General features: G+C 63.4%; 11 protein-coding genes. 3 read left to right on the forward strand and 8 right to left on the reverse strand.

Annotation, left to right across the window (positions count from 1 at the left end):
• Nucleotides 1-29: 29 nt before the first annotated feature.
• Both NE851_RS02725 and NE851_RS02730 read left to right on the forward strand, forming a co-directional pair.
• Nucleotides 30-701, forward strand: coding sequence for a response regulator transcription factor (locus NE851_RS02725; protein ID WP_028758519.1), 672 nt, complete (start codon nt 30-32; stop codon nt 699-701).
• Between the two features lie 449 nt (nt 702-1150).
• Nucleotides 1151-2281: an RHE_PE00001 family protein gene (locus NE851_RS02730; RefSeq protein WP_097595603.1), complete on the forward strand. Its 1131-nt coding sequence runs from the start codon at nt 1151-1153 to the stop codon at nt 2279-2281.
• A 221-nt stretch (nt 2282-2502) separates the two neighbouring features.
• On the opposite strand, the gene NE851_RS02735 is transcribed toward NE851_RS02730, so the two are convergent.
• From NE851_RS02735 to NE851_RS02745, 3 genes are read right to left on the reverse strand one after another with little or no spacing between them, the layout of a single operon-like run.
• Entirely contained in the window at nt 2503-3213 is a 711-nt protein-coding gene (locus NE851_RS02735) for a Bax inhibitor-1/YccA family protein (RefSeq protein WP_028759109.1), read from the reverse strand.
• A gap of 20 nt (nt 3214-3233) precedes the next feature.
• Entirely contained in the window at nt 3234-4001 is a 768-nt protein-coding gene (locus NE851_RS02740; RefSeq protein ID WP_028759110.1) for an anti-sigma factor family protein, read from the reverse strand.
• Nucleotides 3988-4527: a sigma-70 family RNA polymerase sigma factor gene (locus NE851_RS02745; RefSeq protein ID WP_003553462.1), complete on the reverse strand. Its 540-nt coding sequence runs from the start codon at nt 4525-4527 to the stop codon at nt 3988-3990. The genes NE851_RS02740 and NE851_RS02745 overlap by 14 nt, the downstream gene beginning before the upstream one ends.
• 189 nt (nt 4528-4716) lie before the next feature.
• Here NE851_RS02745 and NE851_RS02750 point away from each other — a divergent pair, with 189 nt between their 5' ends.
• Nucleotides 4717-5025, forward strand: coding sequence for a hypothetical protein (locus NE851_RS02750; RefSeq protein ID WP_028759112.1), 309 nt, complete (start codon nt 4717-4719; stop codon nt 5023-5025).
• A gap of 37 nt (nt 5026-5062) precedes the next feature.
• Here NE851_RS02750 and cueR read toward each other — a convergent pair whose 3' ends face one another.
• The 5 genes from cueR to NE851_RS02775 form a co-directional block, all read right to left on the reverse strand.
• On the reverse strand, nt 5063-5452 hold the full coding sequence (gene cueR, locus NE851_RS02755) for a Cu(I)-responsive transcriptional regulator (RefSeq protein ID WP_097543521.1): 390 nt from the start codon (nt 5450-5452) through the stop codon (nt 5063-5065).
• Nucleotides 5453-5461: 9 nt separating this feature from the next.
• Nucleotides 5462-7987 carry a heavy metal translocating P-type ATPase gene (locus NE851_RS02760; RefSeq protein ID WP_028759051.1) on the reverse strand — a complete coding sequence of 842 codons (2526 nt, stop codon included), beginning with the start codon at nt 7985-7987 and terminating at the stop codon, nt 5462-5464.
• A gap of 108 nt (nt 7988-8095) precedes the next feature.
• Nucleotides 8096-10705, reverse strand: coding sequence for a malto-oligosyltrehalose synthase (gene treY, locus NE851_RS02765; RefSeq protein WP_183844756.1), 2610 nt, complete (start codon nt 10703-10705; stop codon nt 8096-8098).
• Nucleotides 10706-10808: 103 nt separating this feature from the next.
• Complete coding sequence (gene pbpC / locus NE851_RS02770; RefSeq protein ID WP_254956106.1) at nt 10809-12890, reverse strand: penicillin-binding protein 1C; 2082 nt, start codon at nt 12888-12890, stop codon at nt 10809-10811.
• Nucleotides 12890-18358, reverse strand: coding sequence for an alpha-2-macroglobulin family protein (locus NE851_RS02775; RefSeq protein WP_254956108.1), 5469 nt, complete (start codon nt 18356-18358; stop codon nt 12890-12892). Before NE851_RS02775 ends, pbpC begins: the two co-directional genes overlap by 1 nt.
• Nucleotides 18359-18430: the final 72 nt, after the last annotated feature.

Raw genomic sequence — 18430 nt, forward strand, 5'->3', positions numbered from 1 at the left:
TTTGTCTGGCTAGGAAAGAGGCAATCGACATGGCTTCTGTCATTCTGGTTTGCTCACGGAACGCTGAGCTTTATCTGCTCCTCGCGCATATCCTGCGTTGTGAGGGCTTCGAGGCGCGTCTTGCTGCAAGTGACGACGATGTCGTGGTAGCCTGCGCATCTGCAGGGGTTTCCGCCATCGTACTGGATTGTGCAGGGTGGTCGAGTGATATTGCGCCGTTATGTGCGCTCTTGAAGAATTCAGGGATTCCAGTGGGTGCTCTTATCGGTGAGGACACGCGTGCCCAACACTTGGAGTTGATCAAGGCCGGGCTCGACGAAGGCATCACACGTCCTTTGTCGCCTTCAAAGCTTCTCGCCTTTCTCCACGGCATAAGGCCGCGCTCGGAGGCGCTAACCCAACTAAATTTTGCTGCCACCGCCGAGGTCGTCCTCGGGTCGCACGTCGTCGTGGTGTCAGGCACAAGAATAGCACTTGCGCCAATGGAGATGAGAATCTTTAAATTCCTATTGGAAAGGCAGGGGCAGATCAGTACGCGCATGCAACTCATCGAGGCCGTTTGGCCAGCTCCGCACGCCGTGGAAAGCCGGACGGTTGACGTGCATATCGGCCGGCTGCGAAAAGCATTTGCAGGACTCCGCAATCTGAAGATTCGCACGCTATACGGTGTGGGTTACGCTCTTGAATGTCACGATCTTTGATGCCCGATCATAGCTTCAGCCGGGGTGGGTCCGGATTGGCTAGCCTGAGAGATCGGTGCCAGTGGGAAGCGGCGCAGCCAGAATTTGACCTCGACCTGCAAAAACAGACTTCGTTTTCGAATTGGTTGGCGCAGCTAATGAGGTCGACAAGCTGACAATCTTCGAAGACACCCATTTTGAACCGGGCGATCGTTACCGTTCGCGAACGGCGTGAGGTGGTGGGGATTGCAAGCAGCGGTACTTCGAAGGATGCGATTGTCTATCTGAGAGAAATCGCAGGCATGCCTGAACGCCATGCCGCGTCCGAGTGCTTCCTTATGCAGCCGCTCGATCAGCCATCTTAACGGCTCCTTCCCAGACCTTTTGTTGAAATACATCGTTAACCATGGCATACATCGGAAAGAAACTCGTATTTTGCTTCCATTTGTGAAAAACCGTAAAGTTTAACAATGCGCTACGATATCGACGGTGCAATGCTCCAAACTCTGCTTCCCTCCCTTACCGCGGCGGAGGATGCGCTGGCGCGGCTGGACGAGCGGGTGTTGCGTTCGGTGGTCGGCGAAGGCTTTGCCGAACGTAGTCATTTCTTCGATGCCGCCGGCGCGCTTTGGGTGGCCGGCGAACTCGTGCATGTCGAGGATCTCGTTTTGCATGATGCGCATATGGATAGCCGCGCTCCGACCCACGAACTGACGATCGCCCATTCCGTGCTGCGGGCACGTCGGCGCATATGGACCGGCGAACCCGGCTGGGCACTTGGCGTCGCGGGCCTCGCAACGCTGACCGCGACCGGCGGGGAAGGGGAGGGGAAAGCGCAGGACGCCAAGAGCCTCGCAGCTCCGGTTGAGGCCGATGAAGAGGGCGAGGATGAGGACGGGCCGCTCGCGGCCGAAATGGCGGAGATCGATGCGCTGCTTGCGCGCTCGCAGAAGCTGCTCGATATCCATACCGGGAAAACGCCGGCAGGCGAGACGGCCGTTGCCCCGGCAAGGCCCAACGAAGATCCTCTCGGCTTGCTTGGTGACGACGAATGGGACGAGGAACAGCGGCTTGCGGAGTGGCGGAGCGTACTGCCATTGGCCGACAGCTTGCCGCCGGTTCTCGGCGCCGTCATCCTTTTCGAAGCCTGGGAGAGGATCGAGCCGTTGCGGCGTCAGCACTGGCTCGGCGGTCTTCTGGTCGCAAGCCAGCTGCGCGCCCGCGGCAAGGTTGCCTCGCACCTCTTTTCTTTCTACGGCGGACTGAAACTGGTGCGCCATGAGCGTCGTCGGGCGCGCGATCGGGCGACACGGCTGCTAGCCTTTCTGGAGGCGATGCATCTCGGGGCTGCGGCCGGCCTCAAGGAAATCGACCGCCTGTCCCTGGCGCGCACACAGATGGAGCTGCGCTTTCGCGGCCGCCGTTCGAACAGCAGCCTGCCGGAGCTTGCCGATTTCATCCTGTCGCGGCCGATGGTCTCGGCGGCGATGATCGCCCGTCATCTGCGCATTACGCCGCGCGGCGCGCTCAACCTCGTCAACGAGATCGGCATTCGCGAAATCACCGGCCGCGGCCGCTATCGCGCCTGGGGTATCATCTAGTGCATGTCGCCCAAAAGTGTGCAGCGGCTTTGGGACAACGACATGCATAAGACAAAGATTTAAAGCGCGTCGCATGAGTGCGATTTGACGCGGTTCGCTTGAAACGAAAACGGCCGGGCGTTGGCCCGGCCGTTTCCTTTAGGTGAGCACCCAGCCAGCCATCCTGTCACAGACTGCAGACCAGGCGCTCTTGCGCTTCCTTTGCCCCCAGAAGCGCAGTCCTATTCCCGCTCGCCGGTGAAGTTGAGCAGAAGCTGGAAGATGTTGACGAAGTTCAGGTAGAGCGAGAGCGCACCGAAAACGGCGAGCTTCTGGTTCGATTCCTGATCGAAGTTCTCCGAATACTGTTCCTTGATGTTCTGCGTGTCGTAGGCGGTGAGGCCGACGAAGACGACGATGCCGATCACCGAGATCGCAAACTGCAGTGCGCTCGAACCCAGGAAGATGTTGACGATGCTGGCGATGATGATGCCGAACAGGCCCATCATCAGGAACGAGCCCATGCGCGAGAGGTCACGCTTGGTCGCATAGCCGTAGAGGCTGGTGGCGCCGAACATCGTGGCGGTGATGAAGAAGGTCCGCGCAATGCTCATCCCGGTGAAGACCAGGAAGACGGAAGCGAGCGACAGGCCCATCACGGCGCAGAAGGCCCAGAAGGTGATCTGAGCGGTGCTGGCCGACATCGTCTGGATCTTGAACGAGAAGAAGAAGACGAAGGCGAGCGGAGCAAGCATCACCACCCACTTCAGCGGCGAGCCGAAGATCGGGACGTAGAGTGCCGGCGTCGAGCCGACGACAAAGGCCACGAGGCCCGTAATGGCGAGGCCGAGAGCCATATAGTTGTAGACGCGCAGCATATGCTGGCGCAGGCCTTCGTCGAAGAGGGCCTGGGAGCCGGCGACGGCACCGTAGCGGGGATTGATCGGGTTCATGCTGATCTCCTCGGTTTGAATTAATAGAGCGAGCGGGCGAGCCGTTCGGCCGCCTGGTCGAGATTGAGACCGCTATCGTCGGCGATGAGTGCATAGGCGACCTCGCCGATCTGCCAATAGGCGGCTTCTGCTTTCTCAAGCGTGAGATGACTGACCGGCTTGACTTCGAAGGCGCCCGGGCGGACGGCGAAAAGCGACAGCCGCTTTCCATCGGACTGCTCGATCGCCATTTCGACGCTGGGGCCGAATTCGGACGGGAAGATCTGCACGTCGGCAACTTTCCAATCCCCAGGCAGTTCGGGCATCACGATCGCGGTGGCGGCGCGGATGTCGTCAGCGTTATAGGTGGCCGATGTCTGCGAAGGCATCGATTGGCGCAGGGCCGCGGTCTGATAAGCGCGAACGGCATCCTCGACATAGGCGGGCGCCGGAACGGAAGCCGACACCTCTGTCGCCGAGAAGGCGCCGAAGGAATTGTGCGCCACCCAGCCGGCGGCGATCAGGATACCGACGGCGGCAATGCGCTGCATGGAATGGAAGATGCGGCCATAGGAAAGGCCACGTTCCAGCCGGCGGGCGGCATCGCGGGTCTCGGGGCGGCCGAAGGCACTTTCGCCGGCAAGCGCCAGACGCAGTTCGCCCTTGACGCTGAGGTCGGCCATCACCTTGGCGGCAATCGCCGGATGCTCGGAAAGATAGGATTCCACCTGGATGCGACGGGCGACATCGAGTTCGCCATCGACGTAGGCGTCGAGATCGGCATCGAGGATCGGATCAATTGCTTTCATTGCCGTTCCCTCCGATAATTCTCAGATGCGAAACGCGTGGTGTCTTCTCCTCGAATTCGCGCAGCTGCGCGCGAGCCCGCGAGATGCGCGACATCAGCGTCCCCACGGGAATGCCGAGCGCCTGGGCTGCTTCCTGGTAGGAAAGGTCTTCGATGGCGACGAGATGCAGCGCCTCGCGCTGTTCCTCCGGCAGGTCGAAGAAGGCGTCGCGCACCTGCTGCAGGCGCACAGCATGTTCCTGGCCGGCCGGCAGCGACTGCTCGGCTTCGACAGCCGCCTCGTCGTGGCGGCGCGTCAGCGACCGGTTCCGGCGCAGACGGTCGATATGGGCATTGTGCAGGATGGAGAGCAGCCAGGTGCGCAGGTTGCCGCCGCTGCGGAAGCTCTTGCGCTTCTCGAAGGCGCGCACCAGCGCATCGTGCACCAGATCCTCCGCCTCGTCCGAATTGCGCACCAGCGAGCGCGCGTAGCGCCTCAGCGCTGCAAGCTGTCCGATGACATCGAAGGGGCGGTCTTTGCGTTCCATGATTGAGTATACGCAAGTGCAGCCGATTTTATTCCCGGCCGGGTCAAAAAAGTTGATCAGCCAAAAGAATGCTGCCCGGACCACGATCGGACATTCTTCTCCAGTGGACAGGCGCCTCAAATCGGCGATTGTGTGTGACAATTACATGACAGATCATGACGCCGCTGATTTGCAGGGGAAAAATAAAGAATGAAGGAAAAGAAGCGGGTCTACGAAGCTCTCGTGGACGGCGCCATGGAAGGGCTGACGGATGAGGCGCTCTATGATTTCGTCAAGGCGCGTTGTCCGAAGGCCACCAGCAAGAAGATCGTCCGGGCCTCGCTTCTCGCGCTGACCGATCCTCATCTCAGAGACCGCAATATTCTCGACGTGATCTATGCGCTGGCGATCAAGCACCGGCTGGATGACGGCGTGCTGGACGAGGGTGAAGAGGACGAGCCCGACGAGCGGGCTCAAACTTCGCAGGCGGCCAACCAGAACATACAACCGCTTTCCTGATGCAGGCCGCCTGAATCGGCCTGCTCGTGCGAAATGGTCAGGCGCCGTCCGAAAGCTCTTCGAGGATCGGACAGTCCGGCCTGTCGTTGCCGTGGCAGGCATGCACGAGGTGCTCCAGCGTCCGGCGCAGTTCCGTCAGCTCGCGGATCTTGCGGTCGATCTCGGTAAGCTTTGTCTGAGCGATATCCCTAACGTCGGCGCTCGCCCGATCCTTGTCCTCGTAGAGCGCCAGCAGTTGCCGGCATTCCTCGACCGAAAAGCCGAGGCCGCGCGAGCGCTGCAGGAAACGCAGCTTGTGGACGTCGGTCGCGGCATAGTCGCGATAGCCGTTTCCACCCCTTTCGGGGCGGATGAGGCCGATATCCTCGTAGTAGCGGATGGTCTTAGACGGCAGGCCGGACCGTTCCGATGCTTCGCCGATATTCATCGCTATCTCCTATAGTTTTGCAAAGCGCAGTCTCAGCGCATTTGAAATCACCGAGACGGAGGAGAGGCTCATCGCTGCCGCGGCGATCATCGGCGAAAGCAGCAGCCCGAAGATCGGATAGAGCACGCCGGCGGCGACCGGCACGCCGAGCGCATTATAGCCGAAGGCGAAGCCGAGATTCTGGCGGATGTTGCGCATCGTCGCCTCCGCCAGCCGCCGCGCCCTGACGATGCCGGTGAGATCGCCCTTCACCAAAGTGATGCCGGCGCTTTCCATCGCGACGTCGGCGCCGGTGCCCATGGCGATGCCGACATCGGCGGCGGCAAGCGCCGGCGCGTCATTGACGCCGTCGCCGGCCATGGCGATGATAGCGCCTTTGCTACGCAGTTCATCGATCAGCGCCTTCTTGCCTTCCGGAAGCACATCGGCGCGCACCTCGTCGATGCCGAGGCTTTTTGCCACCGCCCGCGCCGTGCGCTCATTGTCGCCCGTCGCCATGATGATCTTCAACCCACTGTCATGCAGCGCCTGGATGGCGGCAGCCGTTGTCGGCTTGATCCGGTCGGCAACGGCAACAAGCCCGGCAAGCGCGCCGTCGAACACCACGAACATCACCGTCTTGCCGTCGCCCCGCAGAGCTTCGGTCTTCTCGCTAAGTGCTGCCGGATCGATGCCGAGATCGGCAAGCATCGCCGCATTGCCGAGCGCGACCATCGTGCCGTCGGCAATGCCCTGAACGCCCTTGCCGGTCGTTGCCTCGAAGCCGGTGACCTCGACGAAGGCGACACCGCGCTCCTCGGCGCCGGAAACGATCGCTTCGGCCAGCGGATGTTCGGAGCCGCGCTCCAGGCTTGCCGCCAGCGATAGCAGCCGGTCTTCCCCGACCCCGCCGAAGGCTGCGATATCGGTAAGCTTCGGCTTTCCTTCGGTCAGCGTGCCCGTCTTGTCGACGATCAGCGTATCGACCTTGGAGAAGCGTTCTAGCGCTTCGGCATCTTTGATCAGCACGCCTTCTCCAGCACCACGCCCCGTTGCGATCATGATCGACATCGGCGTCGCAAGGCCGAGCGCACAGGGGCAGGCGATGATCAGAACGGCGACGGCGGCAAGCAGGCCGTTCGCCATGCGCGGCTCCGGCCCGATCGCGGCCCAGGCGAGGAAGGCAAGAAGGGCGACGGCGACGACCGCCGGCACGAAGACGGCCGATACTCTATCGACCGCCCCCTGGATCGGCGCCCGCGAGCGCTGTGCCTTGGCGACCATGTCGACGATGCGCGACAGCACCGTGTCTGCGCCGACCTTCTCGGCGGACATCAGGAAGGTGCCGTTCTTGTTGATCGTGCCGCCGGTCAGCGGATCGCCTTTCGATTTCTCTACGGGCAGGGGCTCGCCCGATATCATCGATTCATCGACGGTCGACTGGCCCTCGAGGACGGAACCGTCCACCGGCACCCGCTCGCCGGGGCGAACGCGCAGCCGGTCGGCGACATTGATATCGTCCACCGGCACGTCACTTTCGTTGCCTTCGGCATCGATGCGGCGTGCTGTCTTCGGCGCAAGGTCCAGCAAAGCGCGGATTGCCGAGCCGGTGCGTTCGCGCGCTTTCAATTCCAGCACTTGGCCGACGAAGACGAGCGCGACGATGACGGCCGCTGCCTCGAAATAGACCGGCACGGCCGCGCCATGGCCACGAAAACTCATCGGGAAGATGCCGGGCGCAAGCGTGGCGACGACGCTGTAGAGATAGGCGGTGCCGACACCGAGACCGATCAGCGTCCACATATTCGGGCTGCGGTTGACAACGGACGCCCATGCGCGGCGGAAGAAGGGCAGGGCGGCCCAGAGCACCACCGGGGTTGCCAGCAGCAGTTCGATGAAGGTCGCCTGCGGCTCGCCGATCGCTTCGCGGAGCGGCAGGCCGAGCATCGGCCCCATGCCGAGCGCCAGCAGCGGCAGGGCAAGGATGGCGCTGACCCAGAGCCGCCTGACGAAATCGACGAGTTCCGGGTTTGGGCCTTCGTCGGCTGGGGGGATGCCCATCGGCTCCAGCGCCATGCCGCATTTCGGGCAGTCGCCGGGGCGATCGCTGACGACTTCAGGATGCATCGGGCAGGTATAGAGCGTACCCTTCGGCGCCGGTTTTGTCGTCGGGCGCTGGCCATCGCGGTAGGCTGCAGGGTCGGCTTCGAACTTCGCCTGGCACGCGGCCGAGCAGAAATAGAATTTCTCGCCCTCGGCTTTCAGGAAATATCTCGCCGTCGAGCGATCGACGCTCATGCCGCAGACGGGGTCCTTCGCCGTCAGGTAATCCTCGGGTGCAGCCGCAAATTTCGTTCGGCAATGCTCGGAACAGAAATGATAGGTGCGGCCGCCATGGTCGAGTGAGGGCTTGCCGGCCTGCGGATCGACGGTCATGCCGCAGATGGGATCACGGACAATGGCGTCGGCAGCCTTCTCCTGATCATGGCCGCAATGGCAATGATTGTCGCCATGGGCGTGGCTGTGATGGTGATCGTGTTCGTGCTTGATATTCATAACTCTCTCCGCGCCGGGAGCGGCATCTGGATAGGGTTATGAACCTTCCAGCAACTGGAAGGTCAAGCACTATTTTGACGAATGTCCGATGCGTTGGCGCTGGATACCTCAGAGTGGGGTGATCAGCCCGACCGGCTGGCTCCCGAGCAGGGCGGCGACCGAGATGCTGCCCCCGGGCTCGATCGTCTTTCCGGTCACCAGATCCGCCTTCAGCCCGTGAAGCGGGGAGGGGACAGCGATCGCCGTATCCTCCCAAAATTCCGGGCCGGCAAAGAGCACGCCAGGGTCGAGCCAGCCGAACATCAGCCGCGGCGCGGCGACGATCGCGAAATCACTCTTATGCACCCGGGCAAAGGCGAGCACATGATCGCGGCGGTTGCCCGTCACCTTCAGCGGCAGATAGTCGCCTCTGGCAAAGAGGTCCACATACCGTTGGCGCAACTGCAGGCCGATCGCGACGATGCGCTGTTTCAGCGCCGCCGCCTGCAGCTTGGCGATCGGCCCGGCTTCATCAAGCCAGGCCGCCAGCCGTTCATGATCGACCGGCCGACGGTTGTCGGGATCAACCAGGCTGAAGTCGAAACCCTCCGCACCCTGGTAGATATCGGGAATGCCGGGGGCTGTCAGCTTGAGCAGCGTCTGCGACAGGCTGTTGAGGTAACCCGCCGCGATGAAGGGCTGCAGCACCCTTTCGAAATCTTCGAGGAAGGCGTCATTCTCAGGTGAAACCAGCGCCGTGGCATAGGTCGTCACCGCCTCCTCGTAAGCGGCATTCTGTTCCGTCCAATCGCCGCGCAGTTTCGCCTCGCGCACGGCTTTGACCGCGTAGTCGGCAAGGCGTTCGCGCAGTTCTTCCGTCCGTCCTCTGTCGAAGTCTTCCGGCCAGATGCCGGCCAGCGCCTGATAGAGCATCCATTCGACATTCGGCTCCGGTGCAATGCCATCCGCCAGTTCCTGCAGCCACGGCCGGTTCATGTCGCGCCAACGCTCCACCGCCTGGGCAAAGACATCCGCGCCCTCGCTCAGCGCGTAAAGCCTGGCGCGCGCATCCTCACCGCGTTTGGTGTCGTGGGTGGCGCTCGCCGAAAGCCCATGCGGCTGCAGCCGCGCCCGCTCGGCCATGCGACGGTGGAATTCCTCCATGCCGCCGGGCGCCTTGCCCGGTTCGCCGCCCACTTCGTTTGCGGCAAGCAGCCTGTTGTAGCGATAGAACAGCGTATCCTCTGTCGCCTTCGCCATCACTGGCCCGCTCAATTGCTGGAAGCGGATCCGGAACGCATGGGCCGCATCACCTTCGATCTTGCCTTCGAGAAGCTTCAGGACATGGTCGCAGGCACTGCGATCATCGAGCTTTGGCAAAACCTGCGACGCGGTCCCGGCAAGGACCGCTGCATCCTGCCAGGAAAGCGGGCCTCCGTCGCCATAGGTGCGGTAGACGGGAAAGGCGATCAGCAGTTCGCAGAGCGCGGTGGCGATCTCGTCTCTTTTCAGCTCGGGAAAGATGCCTGCCGCGATCGACACCAGCCTGTCGGTCTCGCCGGCGAAATTGCGTTCGACCATCAGTCGCTTGGCAATCTGCCGGCTCTCTTCGAGATTGCCGGTCTCGCCGGCGAGGCTGCGATAGGCTCCGTCCAATATGCGCAGACCGCTGCTCTCAATGAACAGCTCGCTGAGCGCGGCGATGAACTCATATCCCGTGGTGCCGGCGACCGGCCAGTTCTCCGGCAGGACCTCACCGCGTCCGAGGATCTTTTCGACGACGATATAGGTGTCTGGTCCCACCGCCTCCCGCAACCTGTCGAGATAGGCCTTGGGTTCGGCCAGCCCGTCGACATGGTCGATGCGCAGGCCTTGCACCTTGCCATGGCGCACCAGCTCGATCACCAGCCGGTGCATGTCCTCGAACACCGCGGGATCTTCGACGCGGGTTCCGACCAGGCCGGTCACCTCGAAAAAACGGCGATAACTCAGATGCCGTGCCGCGTCCTTCCAGTGGGTCAGCCGCCAATGCTGTTCCTCGTGCAGGCTTCTCAGGAAATCGAGATCGGCCGAGACCTCGTCGAGCTTTTGCTGGAGGATGGCCCGATCGCCGCCTTCGAAGAGGATATCGCGCATCGTGCGGTTGAAATCCTCGCCGGACGTCTCGGCCGCAGCCTCCGCCATTCGGGTGGCGACGGGATCGTCGAGCCGGTTTGCGAGGGCGCCGTAACTCGTGGGGTTCAGCGGCAACAGCGTCTCGAAGTAACCGAGCGCGAAATTGCCATGCGTTTCGTCGAGCGCGATGCGCAGCTCGCCGCCGGCCAGAGCGCGATCGAAATCCTGACCGAGCTGTGGCAGGGTCAGCGGCTCGCTCCAGTCGATGTCGAAGTGGCTGGCATAAGCGCTCTGCCGGCCGAATGCCAATACGTCGCGCCACCAGCCGTTTTCCGGCGAGGCCGCCATGTGGTTCGGTACTATGTCGAGGATCAGTCCCATGCCGGCCGAGGCGAGACTTTCCGTCAGCCGCTCGAATCCGGCCCGGCCGCCAAGCGTCGGGTCGATTTCGTTGGCGTCTGTCACGTCATAGCCGTGGGTCGAGCCGCTGACGGCGGTAAAGATCGGCGAGGTATAGAGGTGGCTGATGCCAAGCGTCTTGAGATAGGGGACGAGGTCGCAGGCGCGATCGAAAGTCATGCCGTTGCGGAATTGGATCCGGTAGGTCGCGGTCGGAAGTGTCATGAGGCCGTCTGACGTTGGAGGGAGACCCTCTCCAACGGTTGTGGCCGGGTTTTTGTTCCCTTACAGCGCCGCGCGTCTTTTCAGACGCGCAAAGCGCGATGCGTTAGTCGATGAAGACGCCCACGCTTGCGGCCCTCCCGCCCGAGTCGATGACGGTCAGTTTCGAGTAGCCGCCGCCATCGGGCAGCCATTGCTGGGTGCGCCGGCGCGAGAGGTCGGGCAGCGGCTTGCCGTTGGCTAGCCAGCGGAAGGGGGCGCGGCCGCCCTGCAGCTTCAGCATCAGGGGTGACAGGTTGCCTGCTCCAGCGCCGAGATCCACATGCGCGCCCTCGGGCGGATAGATGATCTGCGGTGCGGCCTCGCGACCGGAGGCGACGAGCAGGCCATTGGCATTCAGCGCAAAACGGCGCTGGCTGATCGGCAGCTCGGACTGGGCGATGCGCATGGCGCCGGCCGGCGGGCGGGGCAGCGGCGTCGTTGCGATGCCGGACTTGGCGAAGCCCTCGAACAGGATGGGTGCTGCGGTGCCATAGCCGGTCAATCCCGGCACGGCGCTATTGTCCGGCCGTCCGACCCAGACGCCGAGGACATAGCGCCCGTCATAGCCGACCGACCAGGCGTCGCGATAGCCATAGCTCGTGCCGGTCTTGTAGGCGATGCCGCGCTGCGGCGCGCCGGCGGGCGGAATGACGCCGGAGAGAATATCGGCGACGTTCCAGACCGCGACCGGCTCCAGCAGCAGTTCGCCGTCGAGCTTGCCCGGTGCGCCGGTGACACCGTCGCCGAGCCTTGCCGGCTGGCCGCGATTGGCGAGCGCCGTATAGAGCTGCACCAGATCCTTCAATGTGATGCCGACGCCGCCAAGACCGATCGCCAGCCCCGGCGTCTCATTCGGCGGCAGGACCGGGCGCACCTCGGCGCGGCGGAAGCGCACCATCAGCCGCGACGGCCCGACCGCATCGAGCAGCTTGACCGCCGGCACGTTCAGCGAAAGCTGCAGCGCCTCGCGCACGGTGACGTCGCCCTGATAGCTCATGTCGAAATTGCGCGGCCGGTAGCCGAAGAAATCGGCGGGCCGGTCTTCGATGATCGTTTCCTGGGACACCAAGCCTTGTTCGAAGGCGAGCCCATAGATGAACGGCTTCAGCGTCGAGCCCGGCGAGCGGTTGACGCGGGTCATGTCGATCCAGCCGGAGCGGCTGGCGTCGAAATAATCGGCCGAGCCGACCTCCCCGACGATCGCGCCGGTTTGCGCATCCGCCATCACCATGGCGAGCGACAGCTTCGGCCCGAGCTTCATGGCCGCTGCCCGCGCAACCGATTCCAGCCCCTGCTGCACCTGCTTCTTCAAGGTCGTCTGATGCTTGAGGACATCAGGCTCCTTGCGCAGCGCGGCTTCCGCGACATGGGCGGCAAGTGCGGGCAATTGCATGCGCCGCGGTGGGACCGCGACACCCTCGGCACGCTCCGCTTCGCCATCGCCCACGGCTTCCGCCACCGCCACACGGTCAAGCACACGCTTGCGCGCAGCCTCGGCTGCCTTGAGATTGCGGTCCGGCCGGCGCCGTTCCGGCAATTGCGGCAGGGCGACGAGCAAAGCCGCCTCTGCGACCGTGAGGCGGCGCGGTTCCTTGCCGAAATAGGCAAGGCTTGCGGCGCGCACACCTTCCAGATTGCCGCCATAAGGCGCATGCGTCAGGTAGAGATCGAGGATCTGTTCTTTCGACAGCCGCCGCTCGATCTGCACGGCGCGCACCAATTGCAGGAGCTTTGCCGAAAGCGAACGCCCTTCGCGCGGCTCGATCAGCCGCGCCACCTGCATCGACAGGGTCGAGGCGCCGGAAACGATGCGGCCATTGCCGACCAATTGCATGGCGGCACGCCCGAGCGCCCAGGGATCGACGCCGCCGTGATCATAAAAACGCTGGTCCTCATAGGCGATCAGCATGCGCAGGAATTGCGGATCGACGTCGGAGACCGCCGTCTTCAGCCGCCAGCGGCCTTCTGAGGTCGCGAAGGCACGCAGCAATTGCCCGTCGGCATCCAGCACCTCGGCGGAGACGGCATTCGCCCTGTCCAATGGCGGCGGATAAGCCTTGTCGGCAGCGTCGAGCGCAAAGAGAGCCGCGCCGGCAAGAACGATGCCGGCCGCGGATCCGATCGCGATCTTGTGCCACCGCTTCATTATTGCGCTGCGAGGACCTCCATCTTGCCGGTCGCCGTGCGGGCCGAAAGCTCCGGCCGGTACATGTCCTCGACGCTTGCCGCCGGATGGTCGTAGGTGCCGGGGGTGACGGCGCGCACGACATAGGCGACGTTGAATTCGCGATTGTCGCCTGTTGCGCGGTTGAAGGCGGCAACGAAGCGGTCATAGCGGAATTCGGTATGGGCGGCCGAGATCTCGCCGATCCAATCGAAATTCGTCATCTGGGCACTGTCGACGAGATTCGGATTGTCGATCTCGAAACCGGCGGGCAGGAGATCGGTGATGACGATGCGCGACGGCCAGTCATTGGTTTCGCGCACATGGATGACGACGACGTAGCGTTCGTTCTGCTTCGCCTCGCTGACATTCGCCTCTTCGCCGTCGAGCGTGTAGTAGCTGCGCTCGATGATGAAGCCGTCGCCACCGGCCGGCAGCGGCACTGTGGGGGCGGCAACGGTGGTGACTGCAGCCGAAACCGTGTCGTTCGTCTGGTTGGTCAGCGTCAGCGGATGGTCGGCGAGCGCATCGCCGGTCATGCGGGCCATGTAGGCGCCGGTATGCGGCGCGCCATTGACATCGACCTTCAGTCCATCGTCACCGCCCTGAATGGCGCGCGCGGCAAGCAGCATCCAGGTTTCTTCCTGCGTGCTCTTATATTTGCTGCGCCCCCATTCCTTGCCGACGGCCTTGGCGAGTTCCGGGATGACAGGCGGCACCGGCCGGCTTTCGGCGGCGAGCGCCAGGATCGCAGCACCATCGCGCAGGATCGTGCCGTAGTCGGTGCGCGACAGGTTCACGCGCGACACCATCGATTGCTCCGACATCTGCAGCGCGTCGAGGAAGATATTCTTCGAACGCTGCGCATCGCCATAGAGGGCCAGTGCCGCAGCGATATGCGCCTTGGCGAGCGGCGTCGGGAAGTCGTTGATCATCGTATCGGCATAGTAGCGCAGATCGCTGATCGCGGCCTTCTTGTTGCGGGCAAGGACGTAGATGGCATAGGCGATCTGATCGCCCTGGCCCTTGATGTCGGTGGTGTAGGACAGAGTGTTCTGCAGGTTTTCCAGCGCCTGCACGAAGGCCCTTTCCGGCACGTCATATTTCATTTCACGGGCCCGCGTCAGGAAATCGGTGACGTAGGAATCGAGCCAGACGTCGCCCGAATCCGGTCCCCAGAGGCCGAAGCTACCGGCCGAGGCCTGGTAGGAGAGCACGCGGTAGATCGCGTCCTGCACGCGCTGGTGCACGTCCTCGTCATTTGCCGTGCCGGCCTGCTTTGCCACTTCGGCGAGGTAGAGCAGCGGCAGCGCCCGGCTGGTGGTCTGCTCGGCGCAGCCGAAGGGATAGCGGTCGAGCGTCATCAGCAAGGCCGGGATATCGAAGGCGGCCGAACGTGTGACGTTGACGCTGATCGAGGCGCCGGGCAGCACGCTATCGGCCAGCAGGTTCTTGTCGACGGTGAGCTTTGCTCCCGGCTTCAGCGCCAGCACCCGCCGTTCGGTGATCGGCAGCGATGCAGGGCGCACCGGCACGTCGACGGTTTGGTCGAGCGACAGGCCGGAAGCATCGGAAAGGTTGATCGAGACGCTGCCGGCGCCTGGCTGTTTGCCGACGAGCGAAAGCGTCAACTCGGATTTCGCTCCGGCCTCGAGGCGGATCGTCTGCGCGGCGGAAGCCTGTTCGATGCCGACGGCATCATTGCCGGTCAGCTGCAGCTTGTAATCGCCGGCCGGCGCGTCGGTGTTGGCGATGTCGAGGCGCAGATTGGCCTTGTCGCCGGGGGCGAGGAATTTCGGCAGGCTTGCGGTCACCACGACAGGGTCGCGGATGATGACATCCTTGACGCCGTGGCCGACACCTGATTTCGACCAGGCGACCGCCATGACGCGCGCCGTGCCGTTGAATTGCGGAATGTCGAAGGAGACATGGGCCTTGCCTTCGGCGTCGAGCTTCACCGGCCCGGAGAAGAAGGCGACGAGCTTCTGCGTCGGCGGGCTTGCCTGCAGCGCCACGGCGCCGCCGTCACCACCGGTCCTGAGCTTGCCGGTCGCACCGAGCGAGCCGTCGATCAGCCGGCCATAGAGGTCGCGGATTTCAAGGCCGAGTTGGCGCTGGCCGAAATACCAGTCTTCCGGGTTCGGCGGTTCGTAGCGCGTCAGGTTGAGAATGCCGACATCGACGGCGGCAACCGTCAAATAGGCGTCCTCGTTGGCGCCGGCGCCCGTCACCTGCAGGCCGATATCGAGCGGCCCGCGCGGTAGCATTTTTTCGGGTGTTGCGAGCGTTACCTGCAGCGCACGCTGTTCGGGATCGACCTTCAGCCATTTGATGCCGATCGAGCGCATCGGCATATGGCTGTCCTGGGCATCGCCGGGACGGAAGAGCGTGGCTGTGACATAAGCGCCGGCACCCCAGTCTGCTGTGACGGGGATGTCGACCTCGCCGCCGGTATCGCCGATCGCAGCGTTCTGCACGGCGACCAGCTTTTCGGTGCCGGCCGTCACCATCAGCTCGCCGCCGTAACGCGAGGTGACTTTCAGCTTGGCGGTCTCGCCGATCTTGTAACTGTCCTTGTCGAGGGCGATTTCCAGCCCGTCGGGCGTTTCGGTCGAGGTCGAGGTGACGAACCAGCCGGCGTCGAATTCGACGCTGGAGGTCGGGCCGTCGACATCCGGGCTTTCCACTTCGAGACGATATCGGCCCCAGGTCACCGGAACGGAAATCTTGCCGCCATCCATCGTCGCGTCGACGCTGCCGTTGGAAACCTGCTCGGCGGTGTAGACCGGCTCGTATTTCCACGCCGTTCCCTCGCGATACCATTGGTATTCGCGATTGAGGCTGTAGAATTTCCAGCGCAGGCTCTTCGCCTCCTGCTTCTGCCCGGCGGCATTGACGCCGATCACCGTGAAGTTGGCGATCGAGTTCTCCGGCAGGTCGCCGGAAAATTCCGGCTTGATGCCGATAGACGCCCGCTCGTTCTTCACCGGAATGGTCAGAGAGCGCTCGATGGCGCGGCCGCCCGCTTCCTGCATGCGTATGTAGACAGTGGCGTTGAGCAGCTGCGTCGTGGCCGGCAGGTCGCTGATGGTGAGATCCGTCGAGGCTTCGCCGTTCTCGTCGAGTTCCGGCAGGCCATCGATCGGCAGGCGCGAATCCTCGCTCGCCTCTTCGTCGGCGAGGCCGAACAGAAAGCCCTTAAAGACAGCACTCTCACGCGTCGGCTTGACGACGACATCGCCTTCGAGCGTCAGCCCGGCGGCCGGGGCGCCGTAGAGATATTTGCCCGAAACGGTGATCGTCGCCGGCGTGTCCGAACCGACTTCCTTGGCCTCGGTCTTGATCTCCATGTCGGTGCGATCGGGGACGAAATCGTCGACCAGGAAACTCTTGCTGGCGATCGCGCTGCCCTTGGGATCGGTATAGATGTTCATCGTCCAGGTGCCGCGCATGGCGGTTTCCTGGGTTGGGAAATCGATGGAATAACCGCCGAGATTGCTGGTCTGGCTGACGATCCGCCGGTCTTCGACGCCATCGGGGCGGCTGAAGATGAAGGTGAGCGGCAGGTTCTCGATGGCGTTGCCGTCGGTGTCGCGGGCGAGCGCCTGGGCATGCACCGTTTCGCCGGCGCGGTAGATGCCGCGTTCGGTGAAGGTCAGCACGTCGATCGCGCCGGGGGCGGCGCGGCCCGTCACGCCGCGGTCGGAAAGGTCGAAGCCGGCGCGTGTCATGTCGAGGAAGACGTAGTCCGAGGTCCCGTTCCTGGCGGCGATGACGGCGGGTGTGAGCGCCGCCGTGCCGCGGATCAGGCCGGCGGTGAAGGTGGCGCGGCCGTTTTCGTCGGTCGTCGCGGTGCCGAGCACTTCATTGTTCTTGGCGAGAAGCTGCAGTTCGACACCTGCGATCGGCTTGGCCGAGGCGAGCGAACGGGTGAAGACGTTGAGCCCGTCGGTGCCGGCATAGGTGGTGACGCCGATATCGGAGACCAGGAACCATTGGGTCGCCTGTGAATCCCACTCCTGCGCCGGGCCATTCGGGCCTGTTGCCGTCAGCACGTAGATGCCGGGCTTGCGCTCGGGCAGCGCCTCGTCGACCGGGAAGCTGGTGACGATGTCCTTGTTGAGCTCGTTGGCGATGTCGATCGAGCCCTGCCAGACGAGTTCGCCATTCTGGTCCTGAATGTTCTGGGCGCTGTAGCCGTCGAGCTGAGTCAGGAATTGCGAATTGGTCAAGAGCGGCGCAATGGCGCGATCGCCGATGCGGTAGAGTTTGAGATTGGCCGAGTTCAGGTTGACCGAGACGAGCGGGATGCCGCGGCGCGCCGTCGAGGGCAGCACGAAGCTGTCGCCGGTGAAACGCACCATCTGGCTGCGGTCCTTGATATAGACGTCGATGCTGACGGGTGCTTCGAGCGCCTCGTCGACGGAGGACGGCAGGCCGGTGCGGAAAGCGATCTTGTAGGTCTCGCCATGCGTCAGCCCCTCGACGCAGATCTGCTTGTCCTTGGTTTCCAGCGCCTTGGGAGCTGCCCCGTTCAGCGTCACGAAGGGCGTGTAGTCGGTGGTCTTGACCAGCGCCTCGGAGAAGGTGACGCAGGCGCGCGGCGTGGCGCTGTCGGCATCGACCGTGTGTTCGGTGATGCGGAAGCCCTGCGTCGATTTCAGCTGCAGGTAGGCGGTCTGAACATCGTCGGAGGCAACCAGCGCCAGGCTCGCCTTGTAGGCGTCGAGCGCCGAGCGGTAATTGGCGTTGCGGTCCAGGGCGTCGGCGAGGACGGCGAGCGCCTCGGCGCGCTTGGCCTTGGTGCGCGTCAGCTCGTAGCCGTTCAGCGCGTCGAGCACGGCCTGGCCGGATGTGTTGGTCTCGGCGTTGCCGAGCGAAGCGGCGGCGCGGGCGGTTTCGAGCCAGAGATCGGCGTCGTCAGGGGTGATCGACAGCGCGCCATGGAAGGACTTCAGCGCCTCGGCCAGATTGTTGGCGGTGAGGTCGATGCGGGCATTGGCCGTCAGGCTGTCGACGCCCTGGCCCTGCTGGTCGTCGGTAAGCGCCAGATTGTCCTTGAAGTCATGGGCCTGCTGGATGAGGTCGTTGGTCAGGAAGGTCAGGCGCGGCGCGGCGCCGATTTCGGGCTCCTGCTTGCCTGATGTTTCGACGATCTTGCCGGCGATCGCGCCGGGGAAAGCATTCATCGTCTTGAAATCGGATTTCAGGAAACACCATTTCACCTTGGGATTGTAGGTGAAGGCCTTGCAGCTCTTGTCGCCGATGCAGGAGGTCTTGCACTGATCGAGCGAGACATTCTGCTCGGTGCGAAGATCGAAACCGAAGAAATCGGCGTCCTTGATCGTCTGGATGTCGCGCTTGGTGTCCGCAGCGGCGGCGGGAAGGCTGACGGCGATCGTGGAAAAAAAAGCGATTGTCGCGAATGCAAAGAACGAGCGCACGGACATAGGTTCCCCCCGGAAATGCAGGCTCTGATCGGCGGCACTCTCCTCACTCCTCGCGGGATTGTCAACTCAAGT

Origin of the sequence: Rhizobium anhuiense bv. trifolii, from assembly GCF_024346605.1 — a bacterium.
GTDB classification, from domain to species: Bacteria; Pseudomonadota; Alphaproteobacteria; order Rhizobiales; family Rhizobiaceae; genus Rhizobium; species Rhizobium anhuiense.

Excerpts from the sequence above, each read along its gene's own strand:
- NE851_RS02775 (WP_254956108.1), bottom strand. The coding sequence starts at position 18,358 with ATGTCCGTGCGCTCGTTCTTTGCATTCGCGACAATCGCTTTTTTTTCC.
- NE851_RS02725 (WP_028758519.1), top strand. The coding sequence starts at position 30 with ATGGCTTCTGTCATTCTGGTTTGCTCACGGAACGCTGAGCTTTATCTG.
- pbpC (WP_254956106.1), bottom strand. The coding sequence starts at position 12,890 with ATGAAGCGGTGGCACAAGATCGCGATCGGATCCGCGGCCGGCATCGTT.
- NE851_RS02735 (WP_028759109.1), bottom strand. The coding sequence starts at position 3,213 with ATGAACCCGATCAATCCCCGCTACGGTGCCGTCGCCGGCTCCCAGGCC.
- NE851_RS02740 (WP_028759110.1), bottom strand. The coding sequence starts at position 4,001 with ATGAAAGCAATTGATCCGATCCTCGATGCCGATCTCGACGCCTACGTC.
- treY (WP_183844756.1), bottom strand. The coding sequence starts at position 10,705 with ATGACACTTCCGACCGCGACCTACCGGATCCAATTCCGCAACGGCATG.
- NE851_RS02760 (WP_028759051.1), bottom strand. The coding sequence starts at position 7,987 with ATGAATATCAAGCACGAACACGATCACCATCACAGCCACGCCCATGGC.
- cueR (WP_097543521.1), bottom strand. The coding sequence starts at position 5,452 with ATGAATATCGGCGAAGCATCGGAACGGTCCGGCCTGCCGTCTAAGACC.
- NE851_RS02745 (WP_003553462.1), bottom strand. The coding sequence starts at position 4,527 with ATGGAACGCAAAGACCGCCCCTTCGATGTCATCGGACAGCTTGCAGCG.
- NE851_RS02750 (WP_028759112.1), top strand. The coding sequence starts at position 4,717 with ATGAAGGAAAAGAAGCGGGTCTACGAAGCTCTCGTGGACGGCGCCATG.
- NE851_RS02730 (WP_097595603.1), top strand. The coding sequence starts at position 1,151 with ATGCGCTACGATATCGACGGTGCAATGCTCCAAACTCTGCTTCCCTCC.